Below are 18,898 nucleotides of genomic sequence, written 5' to 3'. Positions count from 1 at the left end.
GAGAGACATGAAAGCATTGCTTGGCAAGCTGAACCCGTTCGGTGACGCGACCAAAAAACTGATCAACGACGACCTGCGCCGCCTCAACTCTGTGAAACCCGGAATGGGTGATGCGGCGGCGCAATATGTATGGACTGGCGCACCCGAAACTGTCCTGTCGACACTGACACAAACGGGCGGCGGTGTGTTGCTGCAGGTCGCTGACTGCTATGCCAATTTTGACACCAAGGCCGATTTTCATCTGCGGCGGCAGATCTTGTTCCTCGATCTGTCTCCCTTCGATGCGGATCTCTTGACCCGCTATGCACAGGTTCTGGCCGCGGCAACGACGGGACAGACACCTGCGTTGCTGGGATCACCCAAAACACCCGCCGCACTGCGCGTCCTCCTGTCCGAAGTGGCCGTCGCAGCCTGTGATCCGAACGTCCGGTGGCAAGGCAAGGCACGAGAAATGCCCCCGCAGGGCCTGACGCAGGACCGGTTGGTGCCACTGGTGCACGTCTTGGGCGGCACGGTGGCGCACCTGTTCGAAATGCTATTCTGGGAAAACTCAGAATACGGCACCCCGACCATCAAAGCATACCGCGATCTCATAGACATGGCCGCATTGGTTGCCGCCCACCCCGATGATGCTCTGAAAGGTGTGGCGAAGGCGCCTGCCCAAGGTCGCGAGGCTTTTGTCAAAGGGCTCCATAAATGGGCGCTTGCCGGGCAATCCCCCTTCCTCGAAATTGTCCTCGCATCTGCCGGTGATACGTCAAAATCCGTCCGCGCAGCGGCCGTGTCTGTCCTGCGCAACCTGCCCGCCGATACCGTTGTGCCACACGCCATCGAGCAACTGGCCAAAGGCACCGTCGGTGTACGCGCAGGCATGGTCGAGGTTTTGGCCAACCTCGATACCCCGGCTGCGACACAAGCCCTGCGTGACCACCTGAAAACCGAAAAAACCGCTCGGATCATCGCCGCAATCGAAAACACCTTTTCTGCGGGCGACATGGCAGGCAACAACGGCCAGTCAGGCGATGATGCCACCGGCTATACTGCAATCGACGGCAGCCGCGTGACCATCCCACCCTTGCAGCCATTGCAAGATGGCCCAGCGCCAACATTGACAGCCGAGGATCGCAAAACACTCAAAGCCGCAATTGCCGAGCGGAATGAAAAGATCAGGGCCCAAAATGCAAAGTACCCGCAATTGCATCAATCGCTGGTCCTCAAATCGAATTTCATCAACACGCTCGAGGCGCACCTGGTCGAAACACTCGCCGACGAGACCGCAGATCAAATCGCGTCGCAGTTCCTGTTCGAGGATCCGGGCGGCTGGACCAGCAAGACGCTAAAGCAATTGGCCGAGAAACAGGCGTTGCGTCTGTTGTTCCGGTCAAACCCTTATCTGCCCATATTTTTCAGTATGCACGTTCATGGCCCGTACGGCACGTATTTTCAGACCTACCTCGGCTCCGGTCATGCCGATCTGCGCGCCCTTGACGCGCTGTTGACCGAGATGGGCGTGCCGATCACGGGCGGCGGATGGCGCAATCGCAGCACGCGGCCCGCAGCCAAGGGCGATCTGCTGCGCGCATTGATGCCCGAATATGCCAGCCTCGCCTATGATGCGCCTGAAACGCTGCCCGATGCGGGCCTATGGCCCTACATCGCGGACAATTTCGATGTGATGGACATTGCCATGGGCGTGTCCGCCAGCACCGAGGAAAAACTGAGCCAGATCATGGCGATCCGGTTTCTGGGCTCTTTCCCGAAAACGCCGATGCGGTACTTTGTGCCCCTGCTGGAAATCGCCACAGGCGAGCGCAAGTCCGGCAAGGCAGAGGCGCGCGCGTTGTTGGCCGATGTCCCAGAGGTCACAGACCGCCTGATCACCCTGTTGAAAGACAGCCGTCAGGTCATCCGCAAAGGCGCTGCCGAATGGCTTGGCGCACGCGGAAACACAGAGGCGATCAACCCCCTCAAGGCGCAATTGAAGAAAGACAAGAGCGAGCTGGCCAAGGCCGCGATCCTGACTGCGCTCGAGGCTTTGGGCGAACCTCTGGACACCTACGTCGGCCCAACCGCACTGATCCAAGAGGCCGAGGCAGGTCTGAAAAAGGCCAGGTTTGACAAACTGGACTGGCTCGCCACCGACCACATGCCGCCGGTCAAATTCAAATCCGGTGACACAGCGCCCGCCGACGTGTTGCGATGGTGGCTCTACCTCGCGTTCAAGCTGAAACAACCCGGCGGCAACGCCCTGTTCGAGATCTACCTTGATCAACTGTCCCCGGACAGTGCGGCGGGTTTCTCCAGTTGGGTTTTTGACAGCTGGATCACCTACGACACAGCGATGCCTTCGGATGCAGACGCGATTGCCTATGCGGACAAAAACATCGCGCACATGGTCCAATCCTACAAACAATGGGCGCCCGAAATGACGCGCGACCAGATCTACGCCATGCTGAAAAGCGAGGCAAAGTCTCAACATCTCAACTCTGGCACCGCAACCAAGGGCATTCTGGCACTGGCGTCGCGCGTGCCGCCGCAAATCGCCGCTGACCGTGTGCGGGCCTATCTGCGCAAGCACGGATCGCGCACCTCTCAGGCCTCTTCACTGCTCGAACTGCTGGCCCACAAAGGTGATGCTGTGTCACTACAGGTCCTGATCGCCGCAGCCACCCGGCTGAAACAAAAGGGCGTGCAGAGCTTTGCAAGCGATCTGGTGCAACGCGTGGCGGACACGATGAATTGGTCCCTGGATGAACTCGCAGATCGGACCATCCCCACCGCTGGCATGAATGACGACGGTTTTGTCGACCTGCCCTGCGGCGTTGACGGAAAACTCTACCGCGCGACACTGGGCGATGACCTGACCTTTGTGCTGACCAATCCCGAGGGCAAGGTGGTCAAGGCGCTGTCCTCCGGCACCGATGACGCCACCAAGGCCGCGAAAAAGCAGTTGAGCGCGTCCAAGAAAGAGCTCAAGCAAGTTGTCACCATGCAGACCGCGCGCCTGTACGAGGCGCTGTGTGGTCAGCGGGTGTGGGCGCAGGCCGACTGGCGGCGCGACCTGTTGGATCACCCGATCATGCGCCGCCTGTTGGCCCGCGTCGTCTGGCACGGGGTCGATGCTGACGGCAACGTCGTGACGACGTTCCGACCAACGATTGAGGGCGAATTCACGGACGCTCAGGACACAGAAGTGGATATTACCAGCTTTGCAGGTCTCCAGTTGGCCCACGGTGCCACCCTGCCTGCCCAAGAGGCCACGGATTGGGCGACCCATTTGCAGGACTACGAAGTCAAACCGCTGTTCACCCAGTTTGGCCGCAGCCTGATCCGTTTGCCCGATGATCAAAAGGACGCAGTCGAGATCGTGGACCGCAAGGGCTGGGTCACCGAAACCTTTGCCCTTCGCGGCACGGCCACCAAACTGGGTTACGAGCGCGGTCAGGCCGAGGATGGTGGATGGTTCTATGACTATCAAAAGGCCTTCAAAGGCGCCGGACTGACGGCGACCGTTGCGTTTTCGGGCAACTACCTGCCAGAGGAAAACCGCAATGCAGCGCTGATGTCACTCGCATTCGAAAAAATCGGCACGCGTTCGGGACAAAAGGTAAAGCTGTCCGAAGTGCCCCCGGTTTTGCTGTCGGAATGCTGGAATGACTTTCACGCAATGGCGGCCAATGCCAGCTTTGATCCTGATTGGGAAAAGAACGTACTATGGTAGATGACATACAACGCGCACCCGCAGAGGTCCGCTACAGTGATGAAATCGAACGGCTTTTGGCCGCTGACACCGATCCCAAGCCCAAGGGTTGGCGGCTGTCGCCCCGCGCAGTGCGCCGGTTCATTCTGGGCGATGCCTCACTGGATGTGCAGCAAAAGTTCTTTGGCGACGATCCTTTGGTCGCCCGCTGCATCGTGTCTCTGATGGGCCATCAGGGATTGATGCTGGTCGGAGAGCCGGGCACGGCAAAGTCACTGTTGTCGGAATTGCTGGCCGCCGCAATCAGCGGCACCTCGAAACTGGTCGTTCAGGGCTCTGCCGGCATCATCGAGGATCACCTGCGGTATGGCTGGAACTATGCGTTGCTGCTGGCCGAAGGGCCCAGCGAACGTGCCCTCGTTGCCTCCCCCATCCTCAGCGCGATGCGCCACGGCCAGATTGCCCGGATCGAAGAACTGACCCGCTGCGCACCCGAGGTGCAGGATGCGATCATTTCGCTGATGTCCGAAAAGACGATCGCCATCCCCGAATTGGGGCCAGAAGTGGAAAGCCGCGCCATTCCCGGCTTCAACCTGATCGGCACGGCCAACCTGCGCGACCGCGGTGTGCACGATATGTCGAGCGCCCTCAAACGCCGGTTCAACTTTGAAACCGTCAAGCCGATTGCGGATGCGCAGTTTGAAAAAGAGCTGATCAACCGGCAGGTCGCGCAACGGATGGCGGACAGCCCGATAGCACCCTCTGTGCCTGCCGATGTACTTGATCTAGTGGTAGATGTCTTTCGCGATCTGCGCACCGGGACAACCGCCGATGGCGCCAGCGTCGCGATCCCCAACAGTGTGATGTCGACCGCCGAGGCGGTGAATGTCACCCATGCCGCCGTGTTGGAGGCGGCCTATCTGGATGGCGGTGCGCTCACCGCGGGGCATGTGGCCCGGCAACTGGGCGGGACGGTCTTCAAGGACGATCCCGAAGACGCCCGCAAACTGCGCGCCTACGTCGATCAAATCGCCCACCCCCGCGCACGCGGGTCGCGCGCATGGTCTGCCTTTTACAAATCCGCCAAAGAAAGCCTGCGTGACTGATCGCGCAACACTTGCGCAACTGCGCGGCGATCTGTTTCAAGCGGATCGCGGCCTCTACGTGGTGCCCATCCGGCACCATTCGCCCGCCTGTGCCTGGGCGCTGAGTGCTCTGATTTCCGAGGTCAAACCAAGCCAGGTTTTGATCGAGGCGCCCGCTGATTTTTCCGAACAGATTCCACTGCTGCTGGACCCGGACACGAAACCGCCTGTGGCGCTTGTGGCCTTGCTGGATGACGCGGGCGACCGGGGGCGTGTCGCCGGGTATTATCCGTTTTGCGCCCATTCCCCCGAATACGTGGCGATGCAGGCCGGGACTGAAATCGGCGCATCCCTGAAATTCATCGACGCCCCCGCAGCCACCAAGGCCATGTGGGGCCAGTTGGATGGCACCGAACCCAAATCGCTGCTGAACGAAGAGCGGTTCAACGCCAACGACTACGTGGATGCACTGACCCGAGCGACCGGGTGCCGTGATGGCTTTGAGCTTTGGGACCATCTGTTTGAAACCCGCCTCGCACAGCCGGACTGGCGCAGCTTTTTTGGGGATGTGGGGGTCTATTGCGCGGGCATCCGCGCCGCAACGCCTGCCGCCCAGATCGACAGCACCGGCGACACGATGCGCGAGGCGCATATGGCGCGTGCCGTCAAAATGGCGCTGGCCGCCGCTGGCCCCGTCGTCGTGGTCGTGGGCGGTTTTCACGCCCCTGCCCTCGTCGGCGATCTGGACAACATGCCCGCCCCGCGCAAACCCGACGGCACCTGCGAAAGCTATCTGATCCGCTACGGGTTTCAGGCCATGGATGCGCTGAACGGCTATGCCGCCGGGTTGCCGCAACCTGGCTACTATCATGCGCTTTGGGACCGGGCCAATACGGACAGTGACCATGATCTTGGCATTGATCTGCTGACCGGTTTCGCAACAAGAATGCGCGGCGAAGGCCACGCCCTGTCCGTTCCCGCCCAGATCGAGGCGATGCGCATGGCCCAAGGCCTGGCGGCCCTGCGCGGGCGCAGTCATGCGATGCGCCATGACCTGATCGACGGCGTGCGCGCCGCCCTGATCAAAGGCGAAACAGCCACACAAGACATCTGGACCACCCGGTTTCAGGCGTTCCTGTGCGGGGACCGGCTGGGGGATGTTCCACCCTCGGCCGGGTCGCCGCCGCTGGTCGAGGATGTGCGCCGCCGCGCCCGCGCCCACCGTCTGGACCTGAGCGACAGCGCACAACGGGTCCGCAAGCTCGATATCCGGCGCAAAGACAGCCATCTGGCGGCCTCCCGCTTCTTTCATGCGATGGGGTTGATCGGATCACCCTTTGCGCAATGCACCGGCGGCCCGGATTACCTGAGCGGCGCCCAAACGGCGCTGCTGTTTGAACACTGGCACTATGCATGGTCGCCGCAAACCGAAGGGCACCTGATCGATCAGGCGGTTCTGGGGGACGAACTGCCGACGGCCTGCCTGGCCTTCATGCACCGCGAACGCGTCGCACTGATCGCCAATGGACAGGGGCGTGACCTGCCCCAGCTCGTTGATCTGCTGGTGCGTAGCCTGTTGGCGGGTCTGGGTGCGCAGCTTGATGGATTTCTGGTGCAATTGGGCAGCGACATCCAGAACTATGGCACATTTTCCAGTGTGACCGTGGCACTGCGCCGCCTGCTGTTTGTTGTGCAATCCTCCGGCCCTCTCGGCGCGCCCGAAACGCTTGACCTGCGCGGCGTCGTCGGGGCGGCCTACGGGCGGCTGATCTATCTTTGCGACGACCTGCCCAACACATCCGAAGAAGACACCGAGGATCGCCTCGACGCCCTGCGGATGATGAATGAAGTCCTGCGCGACTGCGACGGGATTGGCCTTGACCGCAGCCTGCTGGACACGGCGATGGACCGGGTCGCACTGGCCACCACCAACCCGGTCATTCTGGGCGCAATTCTCGCGGTCTGTGTGCAAGCGGGCACACGACCTGCCGCAGAACTGGCCCAGATCATGGAAGGCCGGCTGACAGGGGTCAGCCTTGATACCTCCAATCGGATCGGCGTCTTGCGCGGCATCTTGCACACCAGCCCGCCGCTCTTGTGGCACGCGGATGGTCTGCTCGAAGTTGTGGACAGGTTCATTCGCGGCATCGACGAGGACATGTTCCTCGAACTGCTGCCACACCTGCGTCTGGCCTTCACCCGGCTGAACCCACGCGAAACGGACCGTGTCGCCCATGAACTCGCCGGGTTGCTGGGGGTCCAGGCCAGCGGTCTGATACGCCACAACACTCAGGTGTCAGACGCCGATCTGGCCGATGGGCTGCGCATCGAAAAGGCACTGCGCGCGTCTCTGGAAACGGACGCCTTGTCCAACTGGATCACCGGAGAGGTCTCACAATGAGCGAGGGCGCGCGACGCTGGCGGCTGGCCCTTGGACGCTATGCCAATCAACAACTGGGCGGCCTTGCGGGCCAGGACAACGCCATGGATCAGTCGCTCGATTTTCTGTACGGGCGCGAATACGAAGGGCGCGGTCTGGAACGTGATCGCGGGGCCGGATCGCTGGACCCCACGCAGTTGCACGCGCTGAACTGGTTGGGCAAGGCCAAGGGGCTCTTTCCGCAATCGGTGTTTGAAACCCTGCAAGGCCACGCGCTCGACCGCTACGGGCTGACCGATCTGCTCAAAGATCCCAAAACGCTGGACAGCCTTGAGCCGAACCAGGACCTGCTCAAGGTCCTGCTCAGCTTCCATGACCGCGCAGACCCCGCAATCAAGGCCAAGCTGCGCGACGTGGCCGACCGGATCATTCGCGACATCACCGAACGGCTGCGGCACGACGTGATGCGCGCGTTTTCGGGACGCCGCAACAGGTTCCGGCGTTCCAACATTCCGTCAGCGGCAAATTTCGACTGGCGCAACACGCTGCGCGAAAACCTCAAGACCTACGATCCCGACACCCGCCGCATCATCGCCCAGACCCTGCGCTTCAACAGCCGCGAAAAGCGGCGCCTGCCATGGACTGTTGTGCTTTGCGTCGACCAATCGGGGTCGATGACAGACAGCGTGATCCACTCCGCCGTCATGGCCGCAATCCTCTGCGGTCTGCCGGGCGTTACCGTGAAAATGGTCTTGTTTGATACCTCGATCATTGACGTATCTGACCGACTGACGGACCCGTTGGATACGTTGCTGTCGGTCCAATTGGGCGGCGGCACGAACATTGGGCGCGCCGTTAGCTATTGCGAGGATTTCATCTCGGACCCGGACCGGACGGTCTTTGCCCTGATCAGCGATTTCGCCGAAGGCGCATCGCCGCGCGCGCTATACGCCGCCCTTGCGCGCATGGCAGAGGCGCGCGTGCGCATGATCGGTCTGGTTGCTCTGGACGAACAAGCGGCCCCCTACTTCGATCCAATGGTCGCGGGCAAGGCCGCTGACATCGGCATGCAGGTCGGGGCGATGACCCCCGACAAATTCGCCGCCTGGCTGGCCGAGATCATGACATGACCCTGTCAGAGATGATCGCCGTGCATGACGAAACGGCCCTTGCAGCTCTCGCATCTGTGGGCGTGGTCCGCCGCGCGAAACGCGACTTTGAGGCGGGCAAGGCCACCGTGACCACCCGCGATGACGCAAGCGCCACCGTCACCGCGGACGGCAAAGCCGTCACGCTCACCGCCAGCGGTTTGACGGCAGCAACCTGCACCTGCCCCGCAACTGGAATTTGCCGCCATATCCTGCTGGCTGTCTTTGCACTGCGCGCCGAGACGTCAGAGGATGCAGCCCCAGAGGTATCCGTTGCAGACGCGTTGCAGGCACTGGACGAGGCGGATGTCCGAAAATTTGCAGGCGCCGATTGGGACAAGGCGATCAATCTGGCGCGGATCAGTGGGCGCGCGACGGTAACCCAAGACGGCGCAAACCTGACGGTTCAACTGCCTGACGTAGAATTTCCGGTGGTCTTTCTGGCCGGACAGGGCTTGGCAGAGGCGGTGTTCAAAGGGGCCAAGACGGCGAAACGGCGGATCACCGCAGCCGCAGTGCTGGTTGTGCGCGATCAATCGGGCGCACAGCAGCTTGATCAAGTGACGCAGGACGCAGACAAGGCGGCGCAGATTTCGCCCGCGTTTCTGCACAAGGTCCAGACCGCGATTGTGGGCTTGGTCACCGGCGTCTTTGATGGCGGTGCTGTGGTGGCCGAGGACACTGTGTTCGACCTGTCGATTTCCGCCCGCGCGCAATCCGCCCCACGTCTGACCGCCCTTTTGCGGGGTTTGGTACAGCAATCACGCCAACAGCGCGCCCACCACATCCATTTCCGCGAAGACCGGTTTCTGGCCGACGCATCCCGTGCCTTTGCATTGACCAAGGCACTGGAAAAACACCCCGAGGACACGCAGCTCACGGGAACGCTGCGACGCAGTTACCAGACCCATCCCGACCTTGATCTGACCCTGTTGAGCGCCGTGCAATGGACGGCGGCCAGCGGCGCGCGCGGTTTGCGGATCTACGGGTACGCCCCGGAACAAGAGACCTGGTTCACCACCGGACAGGCCCGCGCCGCCGGTATGGACCCCGGCTTTTCGCCGCGCAATGCCTATGATGCACCGTTGTGGGGCGGCGGTATTGCCCGCGAGTTGATCGGCAAGCGGCTGCATTTGCGGCACATCCGGGCATCCGACGACCACCAGATTGCCTGGGATGACGGCGAGGTCACGCAAGCCCCCATGCCGGACATGGCCGCCACCGGTGCTGCGTTTGACAACTGGGCCGCAGCGCGCGCCGACATCGCCAAACGCTCCCCCACCGGGTTGCGCGGCACGGGTGCGCCGGTGCCAGTGTTGTTGATGCCCGCCCGCATCGGTGATGCGCATTTTCGCGACCTTGATCAGTGTTACGAGCTGCACGTCACTGACAACACCCAGGCCACGATCGCGCTGACCATCCCGGCCGATCAGCACAAGACCGTCGAATGGCTGCACCACAACAAGGCCAGCGTTCACGCCATGCTGTGCGAAGTGACCGTGGCCGACCTCGCGCAACAGCTGACCTTGGTGACGGTTCTGCACAAGACGCGCGGTGATCCATTGGCCGCGCTCAACCTCACGCTGGATCAGCAACCCGAGAAAAAGACGGCCTTCGGTGATCGCGCCCTGTCTTTCCTCAAGGACAAGGTAAAATCCCGATCAACAGACCAGACGCTGCGGCCTACCCTTCCGGTTACACAGCTTTGCCATGCGGTTTTCGATGCCACCGGCGAAGTGCTCCGCTTTGGTCAATCCCCCGCCCTGGATGGCTTGGCAGAGCGCGCCGATGCGTTGCAACTGGCACTCTTGGCCGACGCCCTGCGCGGCCTTACACAGCAGCCGACGACAGAACAAGCATTGCGCGTCAGCTATTTGACAACTCAGATCGTGGTGACGGCCTAGAAATCGGCCCCCGCCGCGCATGTACCCGCGACGCAGGTGCCCCATACACACGGCAAGCATGGCTTCTCACTGCGCCCGAAAGGTTAACAGCCAACGCTGGCGAACAGTTTTCCAATACTCGATTGGCGCGCCAACCCCCTGATAGATTTGGTGGATCCATATCTTTGCCAGACATTTGCTTGACGAAACAGAAGTTAACATTGACGAATTCAGGACTTTTGCTGGATGATTAAATGAGTTGTTGAAATTCAAATTGGATTTTTTGCGAAATGCACTTGCTGGTACAAGTGAATGGTGGCCTCGTTTGTCGACGGGTCGAAGGCAAGACACTGTCACAACTTGGCGAACCGGTTTTGGCAACATCGAATGGGGCCAAGAATTTCTCTGCACTTGAGGCGTTGAAACTCTGGAAAGACCGCTATGCGAGCGCGTCGGTCAGAAATGACCAAAGAACCCTGCAGATGGTCGGCGCCGAAATGTTTGGTTGGCTCAACACGGGCAATGTACTGAACGACTGGTTGAAGAGCCCGGAACGCCACCTGCAAATCATTCCCGACGACGGCAGCGCCCCCGACCTTGCCAGCGCATTGCTAGAGGCCCCATGGGAGCTTCTGTACGACCAGAACTTTTTGGCCCAGCATCCAACGCAGCTGTTTGTCGTGTCACGCCGTGTCATGCCAGCAACCGTTCAATGGACGCCCAAATATGGCGATTTGCGCATGATGTTCATGGCGGCAGCCCCTGAGGGCCAATCCGAGCTGGACTATGAGGCCGAAGAGGTGGCCATTATCAACGCCACCAAGCCCAACCGTGACGAACCGCCGCTCGCGCATCTGGTGGTCGAGGAAAGTGGCGCGCTCGAGTTTCTGGCACCAAGGTTGACTGGCCGGGACGGAGATTTCGAGGCGCTGCACTTGTCTTGCCACGGAGACATCATTGCACCGATCGGCGCAAACGGAACGCGCGAGGGGGCTGAACGACCCGTTTTGTTGCTGGAAACAGCAACAGGTGAGGGACATGAAGTCACCGCCCCAGATTTGATCAGCGCATGTCACGGCACGCTACCACCTTTGATGTTTGTGTCTGCCTGCCGGACCGCGCAACGTGGCGGATCAGATTTGCTGCGGGGCGCGACAGGTATGCGCCGCGAGGGGTTCGGCGCCAGTTCCACGAGATTTACCGGCAGTGCAAAACTGCGGGATGCGGGCGGCGACCAGCTTGAGCCAATTGCTGAAACAGCCGAGCCCTATGTGCGCGAATTGGTCCGCGGTGTGGCAAACGTTCTGGGCTGGGATGGCTCTGTCTATGATCATGATGCCTCGGCCTTTGCGACGTGTTTCTACGGTGCCTTGTCCAAGGGCCGCGAAGTCCCAACTGCGGCTGCGATGGCGCGCAGGGAATTGCTGCAGTCGCAGAGCCAGGATCCGGAAAACGGAAGCCACTGGCATCTGGCGAGAGTGTATCTCGGTGCAGAGGGCGGTGGTCCCATCTGCAGCCCCGGATCTGACCAACGCGAGGCACCCGTGGCCGAACCGGCCTTCCTCGACAGTAGAAACAAGATCAAGGTGGCCGGGCCCGAAACCTTTGTCGGGCGGCGGCGCATGATACAACGCGCCATTTCAACACTGCGCCAAGGACGGCAAGCGCTGCTGGCGCACGGAATTGGCAATCTGGGCAAATCCAGCCTCGCTGCACGAATTGCCGGCCGCCTTACGACTTTCCGGACTGTTGTGGTGGTCAGCCCCAAACCGGAACTGGGCAGCGCGAATTCACAGGTGATCTTTGCTCAGCTCAAGGAAACCGCCGACAAAATGGCGGATGCACTGCCCTTTGGCAGCACAGAGGCCAAGAGCCTCAAGAGCCAACTCGCTGAAATGCAGACCGCGCTGGACACCTCGCCAGAGACATTCGAGGAAATTTTGCGATCCTTGCTGGCCGGACCCTTCAAAAAAGAGCCGATATTCCTTGTGCTGGACGACTTTGAGAACTCGCTGGAAACGCCAACCGCGCAGAAACCGGTCGTCGAGCCCAAGCCATATCTGCTTGCAGACCTGCAAGCCGTGTTCCGGGCCTTTGCCCAACCGGACGTGACCTCGCGGTTGATGGTCACCTGCCGCTATGACTTCTCCATACCCGATGCCCAGGGCCAGGACCTGACGACCCCCTTTGTCGAACGCCTACCGCTCACGCCGATGAATGACCGGGAACGAATGAAGCAATGGCAAGCCCGCGAACGGGCGCGCATCTCAGAGCAAAACGAAACGGCCCAAACGCAAGACATCGACAACGCCCTCGTGCACCGCATCTTGGCAGCTTCAGGCGGGAACCCCGGTTTGCAGGATGTATTGACGCAACCTTTGTTGAAGGGGGCAGCAAGCCAGGCTGAAACCGCGCTCGCCACGGTCGAGGCTTTCCTTGCCAGTGGGAACACACCGCCCGAGGGCGAAGACGTGGGCGACTTTTTCACGCGGATGACATTCGGGGTCTACGAAGAAGTGCTCGACGGGACCACACGGCTTGCGCTGTCTGTCGCCAGCGCCTTCTCACCCGGCGTTCCCATTCCGCGCGCCGCCTTGTCGGACGCTATGGCAGCGGCCCATATCGCAGATCCCGAAACCCCGATCGACACGCTTCTCGCGCTAGGGCTGCTGGACGACCATGGTCAGCAAGCGGGATGGGCAAGCATGCCAAAGGTCCAACATATCGCGATCAACCCGCTGGCACGGCCGCTTGCAGAAACTCCAGATACCGCGACAGAGGCCGCCATTGCAGAGGCAGCACTCCCCGCGCTGACCTCCGCCTGGCAAGACAGCGACGGCGACTTCCCATTTGACATGCGCGCGGTAGAGACAACCGTTCATGCGCTCAAAGCACCGGTCCCAAACAGTGCTGTCCTTGATGCAGCGGCCACCGCCGCGATTATCTTTCTTTTTATTTTATCCCAAAAACCACCCGCAGCAGTTGCTCTGGCCGAACCGGTGTTTGCCAAACTCACAAGGCTTGATCATCCCCCTTCTGCACAGTTTCTGGGCCACAGCATCAATGCGGCCGATCAGGTTGCTGCTGTGACGTTTCAGGATCAACTGCTCGATGCAGCGCTGGGGCGACAAGATATCGAAGACGGTCCGATGGCGCAGATCAAAGGGCTTTATGCAGATCGACTTATGCGCCACGGCGATCTTGATGGCGCATTGCACATCCGTGAAACAGAAGAACTCCCGGTCTATGAGGCACTCGACGACAAACGCTTGATCGCTATCACAAAAGGCCAAATCGCAGACATCCTGCAGACGCGCGGCGATCTGGACGCTGCGTTGCACATCCGTGGAACAGAAGAACTCCCGGTCTATGAGGCACTCGACGACAAACGATCGATCGCTATCACAAAAGGCCAAATCGCAGACATCCTGCAGACGCGCGGCGATCTGGACGCTGCGTTGCACATTCGACAAACGGAACAGCTCCCGGTCTATGAGGCACTCGGTGACAAACGATCGATAGCCATCACAAAGGGCAAAATCGCAGACATCCTGCAGACGCGCGGCGATCTCGACGCTGCGTTGCACATTCGAAAAAAGGAACAACTCCCGGTCTTTGAAGACCTTGGCAACAAAAGAGAGGAAGCAATCACAAAGGGCAAAATCGCGGACATCCTGCTGACACGCGGCGATCTCGACGGTGCGTTACATATTCTCCAGACTGAACTGCTCCCGGTCTTTGAAGACCTTAGCGACAAACGCGAAATAGGCATCACAAAGGGTAAAGTCGCAAATATCCTGCAGAGGCGCGGCGATCTAGATGGTGCTCTCGCCCTACATCTATCGCGCTTGGCAGCCGTTGAGGCAATGGGCGATCTGGACAGCATAGTGCACATCAAATTCTCTTGCGCCAAGATACGGCTTGAACGTAGTGATCACGAATCTAGCGAGTTCCAAACCATTGTTGAAGAACTGGATGAGGCCTTTCGCGGCGCCATGCAGTTGCAACGCAGTGATGCCATCGGTGCGATAGGCGTGCTACTTGCGCAAATCCTGGCGGCAGGCGGAGCAAAATCACTTGCCCATAGAGTCCTGGACGTCACAGCGCAGTCCTTTGAGACCCTGAACTACAAACAAGGCCTCGCGCACGTTGACCAACTACGCGAGTTGTTCGGAGACCACGATGACCCTGACGCTTGAATGCGCGCAGTCTGTAGATCCAGAGGCCCGCGCGCTGATGGGGGCATTGGCCACGGTCGCGCCGACCGCCACACGCAATACCCCGCCGACCATCCAGACCCGTGACCCGGCAACGATATTGGTCGCCGCAACTTTGGTTCTGACCGTCCCCGGTGCAATATTGGCAACACTTGAGATCAAAGACCGTCTCGAAAGGCGCGAAATCAAACGTACGCTCGAAGCCCTAAAGGAAAAGTTGGCAGAGGCCGACGGTTCCGCACACCTTACGTTTCCCTCAGGCGCGTCGGTAGACTTGGCTCACACGTCAACAGACGCCGCTGTCGACTTGATGATCCGGGAACTCGGCGGAGTGAAATAGAACACCCTGATATGTTCTGAGCCTATTCCATCTCAACTGAAGCCACGCCTATACACGTCGGCGCCATTCGTTCTTATCTTTGATTTAACTTGGTTGTTTGCGCCACACGCAAAACTTGTCGCGACACTATGAAGATCTATTCCCCGAGGTTCACTGGTATTACCAATACCAGTTCGTGAGCAACCCTTGCGGTTTGCGCTTTGAATTTCTGTTCGTTGAGCGCTTTCATATTGTGTCGAATTCAGCCCTAAATTGCATTTACTACCATCAAGACACCTAACGGGCTCAATGGTTCTTTGGCGCAAATAACCTGAAAGCAAATGCATGCGCGTTACTCCAAGCTGCAAGCGGTCACAATTGCCGTACCTACGGCTCACGGCTGCAATGCCCGTGCTGAACTTGGTGTCCTTGATCACCACTTTGACCACTCAACGGAGCCGAACTCAAAAGTCGATCTCCTTCTTGGGGTTACAGGACTTAGCCCAACAAAATCCACACCAGTGGATAGGGTCCGTGATGCAGCAACCTTCCCGGCTGAAGTCGTCGATCACGATCGGCACCCGGAAACGTCCACCATACAACAGCGCGCCCGACATCAAGTTGAGCGACTGTCTCTGTTTCACGACTGACACTCATGCATTGTCACTGCGTCGCGGAATGAGACGCATAGTGCAGCCCGAATGTGGTATCTTTGTCCAGTCCGGTATGGCCTCGCCTGAATTGGCGGCATCCGAGATCAACGGTTCAAGCAAGGGGTTTCTTTCCGAAGAAGCGTTGGAGCACCAAAAAAGGGATCTGGTTGTTCAGTCGCGGGCCATTACCTCTCCGGGAGCTCACTCTCCAATCCAAGTGCCTTGATGTATCAATTTCGATTTTGCAGTTTCAAAGAACGTTCGACTCCGGAACTGACATAGAGCCTGAAGACTGGGTTACAGTCGAACAACTCAAGAAGAACGCCGGCTTTACCGCAACTTTCAACAATCGATGCAATTGCAGCGAAGGTCCGTTTCCCGCCGTCCCAACACATTCTGTCAGGCCGATCTCAAATACAAGCCGCAGGCTCAGGAGATTTGGACAAGCCAAACGCCATGCGCCGCCAGGGTGGAGGCGCAGAGTGTCAAAACGGGTAAGAGCTTGGCGCGATAGGAAGATCTACGTCTCGCTTCGCAATTTAGGTAGTGGCGGACCGAGGAGGATTCGAACCCCCGACCCCCTGATTCGTAGTCAGGTACTCTATCCAGCTGAGCTATCGGTCCACTGGCGGGCGGTTTAGTCCTGTGTTCGGGGCAATGCAAGGGGGTAATCCGGGAAAACCGGGTCCATCCTCAAATACCGTCACCTTTCGGCAGACGGATCGAAAAAACCGTGCCACCCGGCCCTGTCCGGTCCAGCTCCAGCGCGCCGCCATGGCCGCGGATCAGCTCTTGGGCAATGGCAAGGCCCAGACCCGTGCCGCCCTTGCTCACGCCCCCCTGAAACGGCGTAAACAGGTGCTCTTGCGCTTTTGGCGGCAGGCCCGGCCCGGTGTCCGCGATCTCGATCCACCAGGTGTCGTCGTCCTCATAGGCGGACACGCTGATCTCGCCGGGCTGGCCGTTCGCAACAATCGCCTGACGCGCGTTGCGCACCAGGTTTGAAATCACGCGAAACAGCTGCTCGCTGTCGGCACGCAGGGTGAACAGGGGCGGAATGCTCTCGCTCAGCGACAGGTCGTGATCCCCGACCGCCAGCCGTTCGCTGTCCAGCACATCCGCCACCAGATCGTCGAGCGTCAGCATGGTCAGCGTCGGGCTGGGCTCTTCGGCCTTGCCAAAGGCCAGCGTGCTTTCGCACAGATGCACCGCGCGGGTGATCGACCCCACCAGCTTGGGCGCCATGCGTCGCACCAGCGGGTCTTCGGACATCTCGATCCGGTCCGTGAACAGTTGGGCCGAGGTCAGGATATTGCGCAAGTCGTGGCTGATCTTGGACACCGCAGAGCCAAGCTGCGCCAGCCGGTCCTTTTGGCGCAGCGCCGAAATCAGCTCTGTCTGCAGGCTGCGCAACGCCTCTTCGGCCTCCCGCAGCTCGGTCACACCGGCACTGGGCGTGATCACGCGGCGCACGTCTTCGGGGGCGGCGGCGTAGTGCTGCATGTGACCCACAACGCCGCGGATCGGCTTGACGATGATCGCCCGAACAACAAAGAACAGCAGCATCGCGGTGAACACCGAAATCACCGCCGATAGCACCAGAATACGCACACCGTAGTCGATCATCGCCGCGCGCATGGGCGCGGTCTCCATCGTGACTTCGATCAGCAACCCGGCCTCGCGGACCGGCGCGCCAATCACGCGGATCACCTTGTTCTCGGGCTCAATCAACCGCATCATCGCGTCGCGGATCAGCACCATCGCCGTCCCCTCGCGCAGGTCGAACGTCGCATCGATGGGTTGCGGCATGGGTGTGGCCAGCATCAGTTGCCGCACCTCGTCACGGCGCAGCACCACGTTGAACACGCCCGCATTTTCAAGCAGCTCTTCTTCGAGCGCGCTGTCGATCATGTCATCGGCCAACAGGGCCAGCGACGCGATTTGCGACCGTTCCAGACGGGTCAGCAGGTATTCCTCGCGGTACCGCGCGATGGAGGGGACAAAAATCAGGATCTCGGCCAACATCACAAAGATCGTGGTCAGGATCAGAAAGCGGCCGGAAAGTGAGTTCAACATCGTACTATGTGGTCAGGGAATGAGGCGCTGCACAAGCCCAACCACCCGCTTGACCAGATCACTTTCGAACAATCTGGGGGTGAAATAGGCCCCGGCGGCGCGTTTGTTGACCTCACCGATGGTTGGGTAAGGCGACACCATGGCGGCGACCTGGCTCATCTTCATGTTGTTGGCCAACACCAGCGCCCACAGGTTGATCAACTCGCCCGCCTGATGGCCCGCGATGGTGGCCCCCACAGGGCGGCCCTTGATCACCATAACCTTGATCAGGCCCTTGGTCTTGCGTTCGGCGATGGCCCGGTCGTTGTGCTCGAAATGGAACCGCACGACCTCCAGCTTGTCCCCATGGGCATCGCGCGCCTGCGCCTCGGTCAGGCCCACCTGCGCCAGTTCCGGGTCGGTGTATGTCGCCCACGGGATGTGTGACGTCTTGGCCTTGGACGGCAGCGCAAAGAGCATCGAGCGGATGATCACACCCGCATGATAGCCCGCCACATGGGTGAATTGCAGCCCGCCCGCCACATCGCCGATGGCATAGACCCGGCGGTTGGTCGTCTTGAGGCTGTCATCGACCTTGATGCCCGTGCGGGTGGTTTCGATCCCCGCCGCCTCAAGGTTCAGCTTGTCTGTGTTCGACGTGCGCCCCACCGCGACCAGCAAATGCGTGCCATGCACCACCCGCCCGTCTTCGGTGTGGACCGTGATGGCCCCCGCCTTGCCTTCGATCCGGGCGGCCTTGGCCTGCTCCAGGATCTCGATGCCCTCGGCGCGCAGGTTCTCCAGCACAACCGCTGCCGCCTCCGGGTCGTCCTTGCCCAGCGCTTTGTCGCCCTCGATCACCGTCACCTTGGACCCCAGCCGCACATGGGCCTGCGCCATCTCCATGCCGATGGGGCCGCCGCCGATGACCACCAGATGCTCGGGCCGCTCGCGCAGGTCCCACAGCGTCTCGTTGGTCAGGTACGGCACCGTGTCGATGCCCGCGATGGGTGGCACCAGCGGGCTGGACCCGGTCGCGATGACAATCCGGCGCGCAGTGATGACCGTGTCACCCGCCTGCACCTCGGTGTCCGAGATAAACTGCCCGAACGCCTGAATGACCTCGACGCCCAAGCCCTCGAACCGCTCCACGCTATCCACCGGCTCGATCTGCGCAATGACGCTGCGCACGTGATCCTTGGCCCCGGCATAGTCGATCTGCGGCACCGCATCGGCCACACCGTAAACGGAACTGTGCGCCTGACCATGGGCCGCCTTGCCACTGGCAATCAGCGCCTTGGACGGCACACATCCATAGTTCAGGCAATCGCCGCCCATCTTGTGCCCTTCCAACAGGGTCACACGTGCGCCCATCTGCACAGCACCAGCCGCCACAGACAGCCCACCAGACCCGGCGCCAATGACCAGGATGTCAGTCTTGATACGTTTCATAGGGGT

General features: G+C 60.4%; 9 protein-coding genes, 1 tRNA gene and 1 pseudogene. 8 read left to right on the top strand and 3 right to left on the bottom strand.

Features of this window, described 5'->3' with window-relative positions; all coding sequences use genetic code 11:
* Window positions 1–7 precede the first annotated feature (7 nt).
* From Q0936_RS13860 to Q0936_RS13830, 8 genes and pseudogenes are all read left to right on the top strand, one after another.
* Window positions 8–3,721 carry a DUF4132 domain-containing protein gene (locus tag Q0936_RS13860; RefSeq protein ID WP_299295566.1) on the top strand — a complete coding sequence of 1,238 codons (3,714 nt, stop codon included), beginning with the start codon at window positions 8–10 and terminating at the stop codon, window positions 3,719–3,721.
* Complete coding sequence (locus Q0936_RS13855; protein ID WP_299146425.1) at window positions 3,715–4,806, top strand: AAA family ATPase; 1,092 nt, start codon at window positions 3,715–3,717, stop codon at window positions 4,804–4,806. The genes Q0936_RS13860 and Q0936_RS13855 overlap by 7 nt, the downstream gene beginning before the upstream one ends.
* Window positions 4,799–7,186, top strand: a complete 2,388-nt coding sequence (locus Q0936_RS13850) for a DUF5682 family protein (protein ID WP_299295568.1) — start codon at window positions 4,799–4,801, stop codon at window positions 7,184–7,186. The genes Q0936_RS13855 and Q0936_RS13850 overlap by 8 nt, the downstream gene beginning before the upstream one ends.
* The gene (locus Q0936_RS13845) at window positions 7,183–8,295 is read left to right on the top strand and encodes a VWA domain-containing protein (RefSeq protein ID WP_299295570.1); all 1,113 of its coding nucleotides are present in this window, start codon (window positions 7,183–7,185) and stop codon (window positions 8,293–8,295) included. Before Q0936_RS13850 ends, Q0936_RS13845 begins: the two co-directional genes overlap by 4 nt.
* Window positions 8,292–10,217, top strand: coding sequence for a hypothetical protein (locus Q0936_RS13840; protein WP_299295572.1), 1,926 nt, complete (start codon window positions 8,292–8,294; stop codon window positions 10,215–10,217). Before Q0936_RS13845 ends, Q0936_RS13840 begins: the two co-directional genes overlap by 4 nt.
* 269 nt (window positions 10,218–10,486) lie before the next feature.
* A pseudogene (locus Q0936_RS20380) lies at window positions 10,487–11,317 on the top strand (hypothetical protein); the annotation flags it as partial.
* Window positions 11,318–11,356: 39 nt separating this feature from the next.
* Window positions 11,357–14,395: a hypothetical protein gene (locus tag Q0936_RS13835; RefSeq protein WP_366865027.1), complete on the top strand. Its 3,039-nt coding sequence runs from the start codon at window positions 11,357–11,359 to the stop codon at window positions 14,393–14,395.
* Window positions 14,379–14,753: a hypothetical protein gene (locus Q0936_RS13830; RefSeq protein WP_299298808.1), complete on the top strand. Its 375-nt coding sequence runs from the start codon at window positions 14,379–14,381 to the stop codon at window positions 14,751–14,753. The genes Q0936_RS13835 and Q0936_RS13830 overlap by 17 nt, the downstream gene beginning before the upstream one ends.
* Before the next feature lie 1,179 nt (window positions 14,754–15,932).
* Here Q0936_RS13830 and Q0936_RS13825 read toward each other — a convergent pair.
* The 3 genes from Q0936_RS13825 to Q0936_RS13815 all read right to left on the bottom strand — a co-directional run bounded on the left by Q0936_RS13825 (window position 15,933) and on the right by Q0936_RS13815 (window position 18,892).
* Window positions 15,933–16,009 (bottom strand) — tRNA-Arg (locus Q0936_RS13825).
* A gap of 69 nt (window positions 16,010–16,078) precedes the next feature.
* Window positions 16,079–17,461, bottom strand: a complete 1,383-nt coding sequence (locus Q0936_RS13820) for a HAMP domain-containing sensor histidine kinase (RefSeq protein WP_299142293.1) — start codon at window positions 17,459–17,461, stop codon at window positions 16,079–16,081.
* A 12-nt stretch (window positions 17,462–17,473) separates the two neighbouring features.
* Window positions 17,474–18,892, bottom strand: a complete 1,419-nt coding sequence (locus Q0936_RS13815) for an FAD-dependent oxidoreductase (RefSeq protein ID WP_299295133.1) — start codon at window positions 18,890–18,892, stop codon at window positions 17,474–17,476.
* Window positions 18,893–18,898: the final 6 nt, after the last annotated feature.

The organism is uncultured Tateyamaria sp. (assembly GCF_947488715.1).
Lineage (GTDB): Bacteria > Pseudomonadota > Alphaproteobacteria > Rhodobacterales > Rhodobacteraceae > Tateyamaria.
The sequence above is the reverse complement of the archived record's forward strand: the minus strand, read 5'-3'. Positions and strand labels throughout refer to the sequence as shown.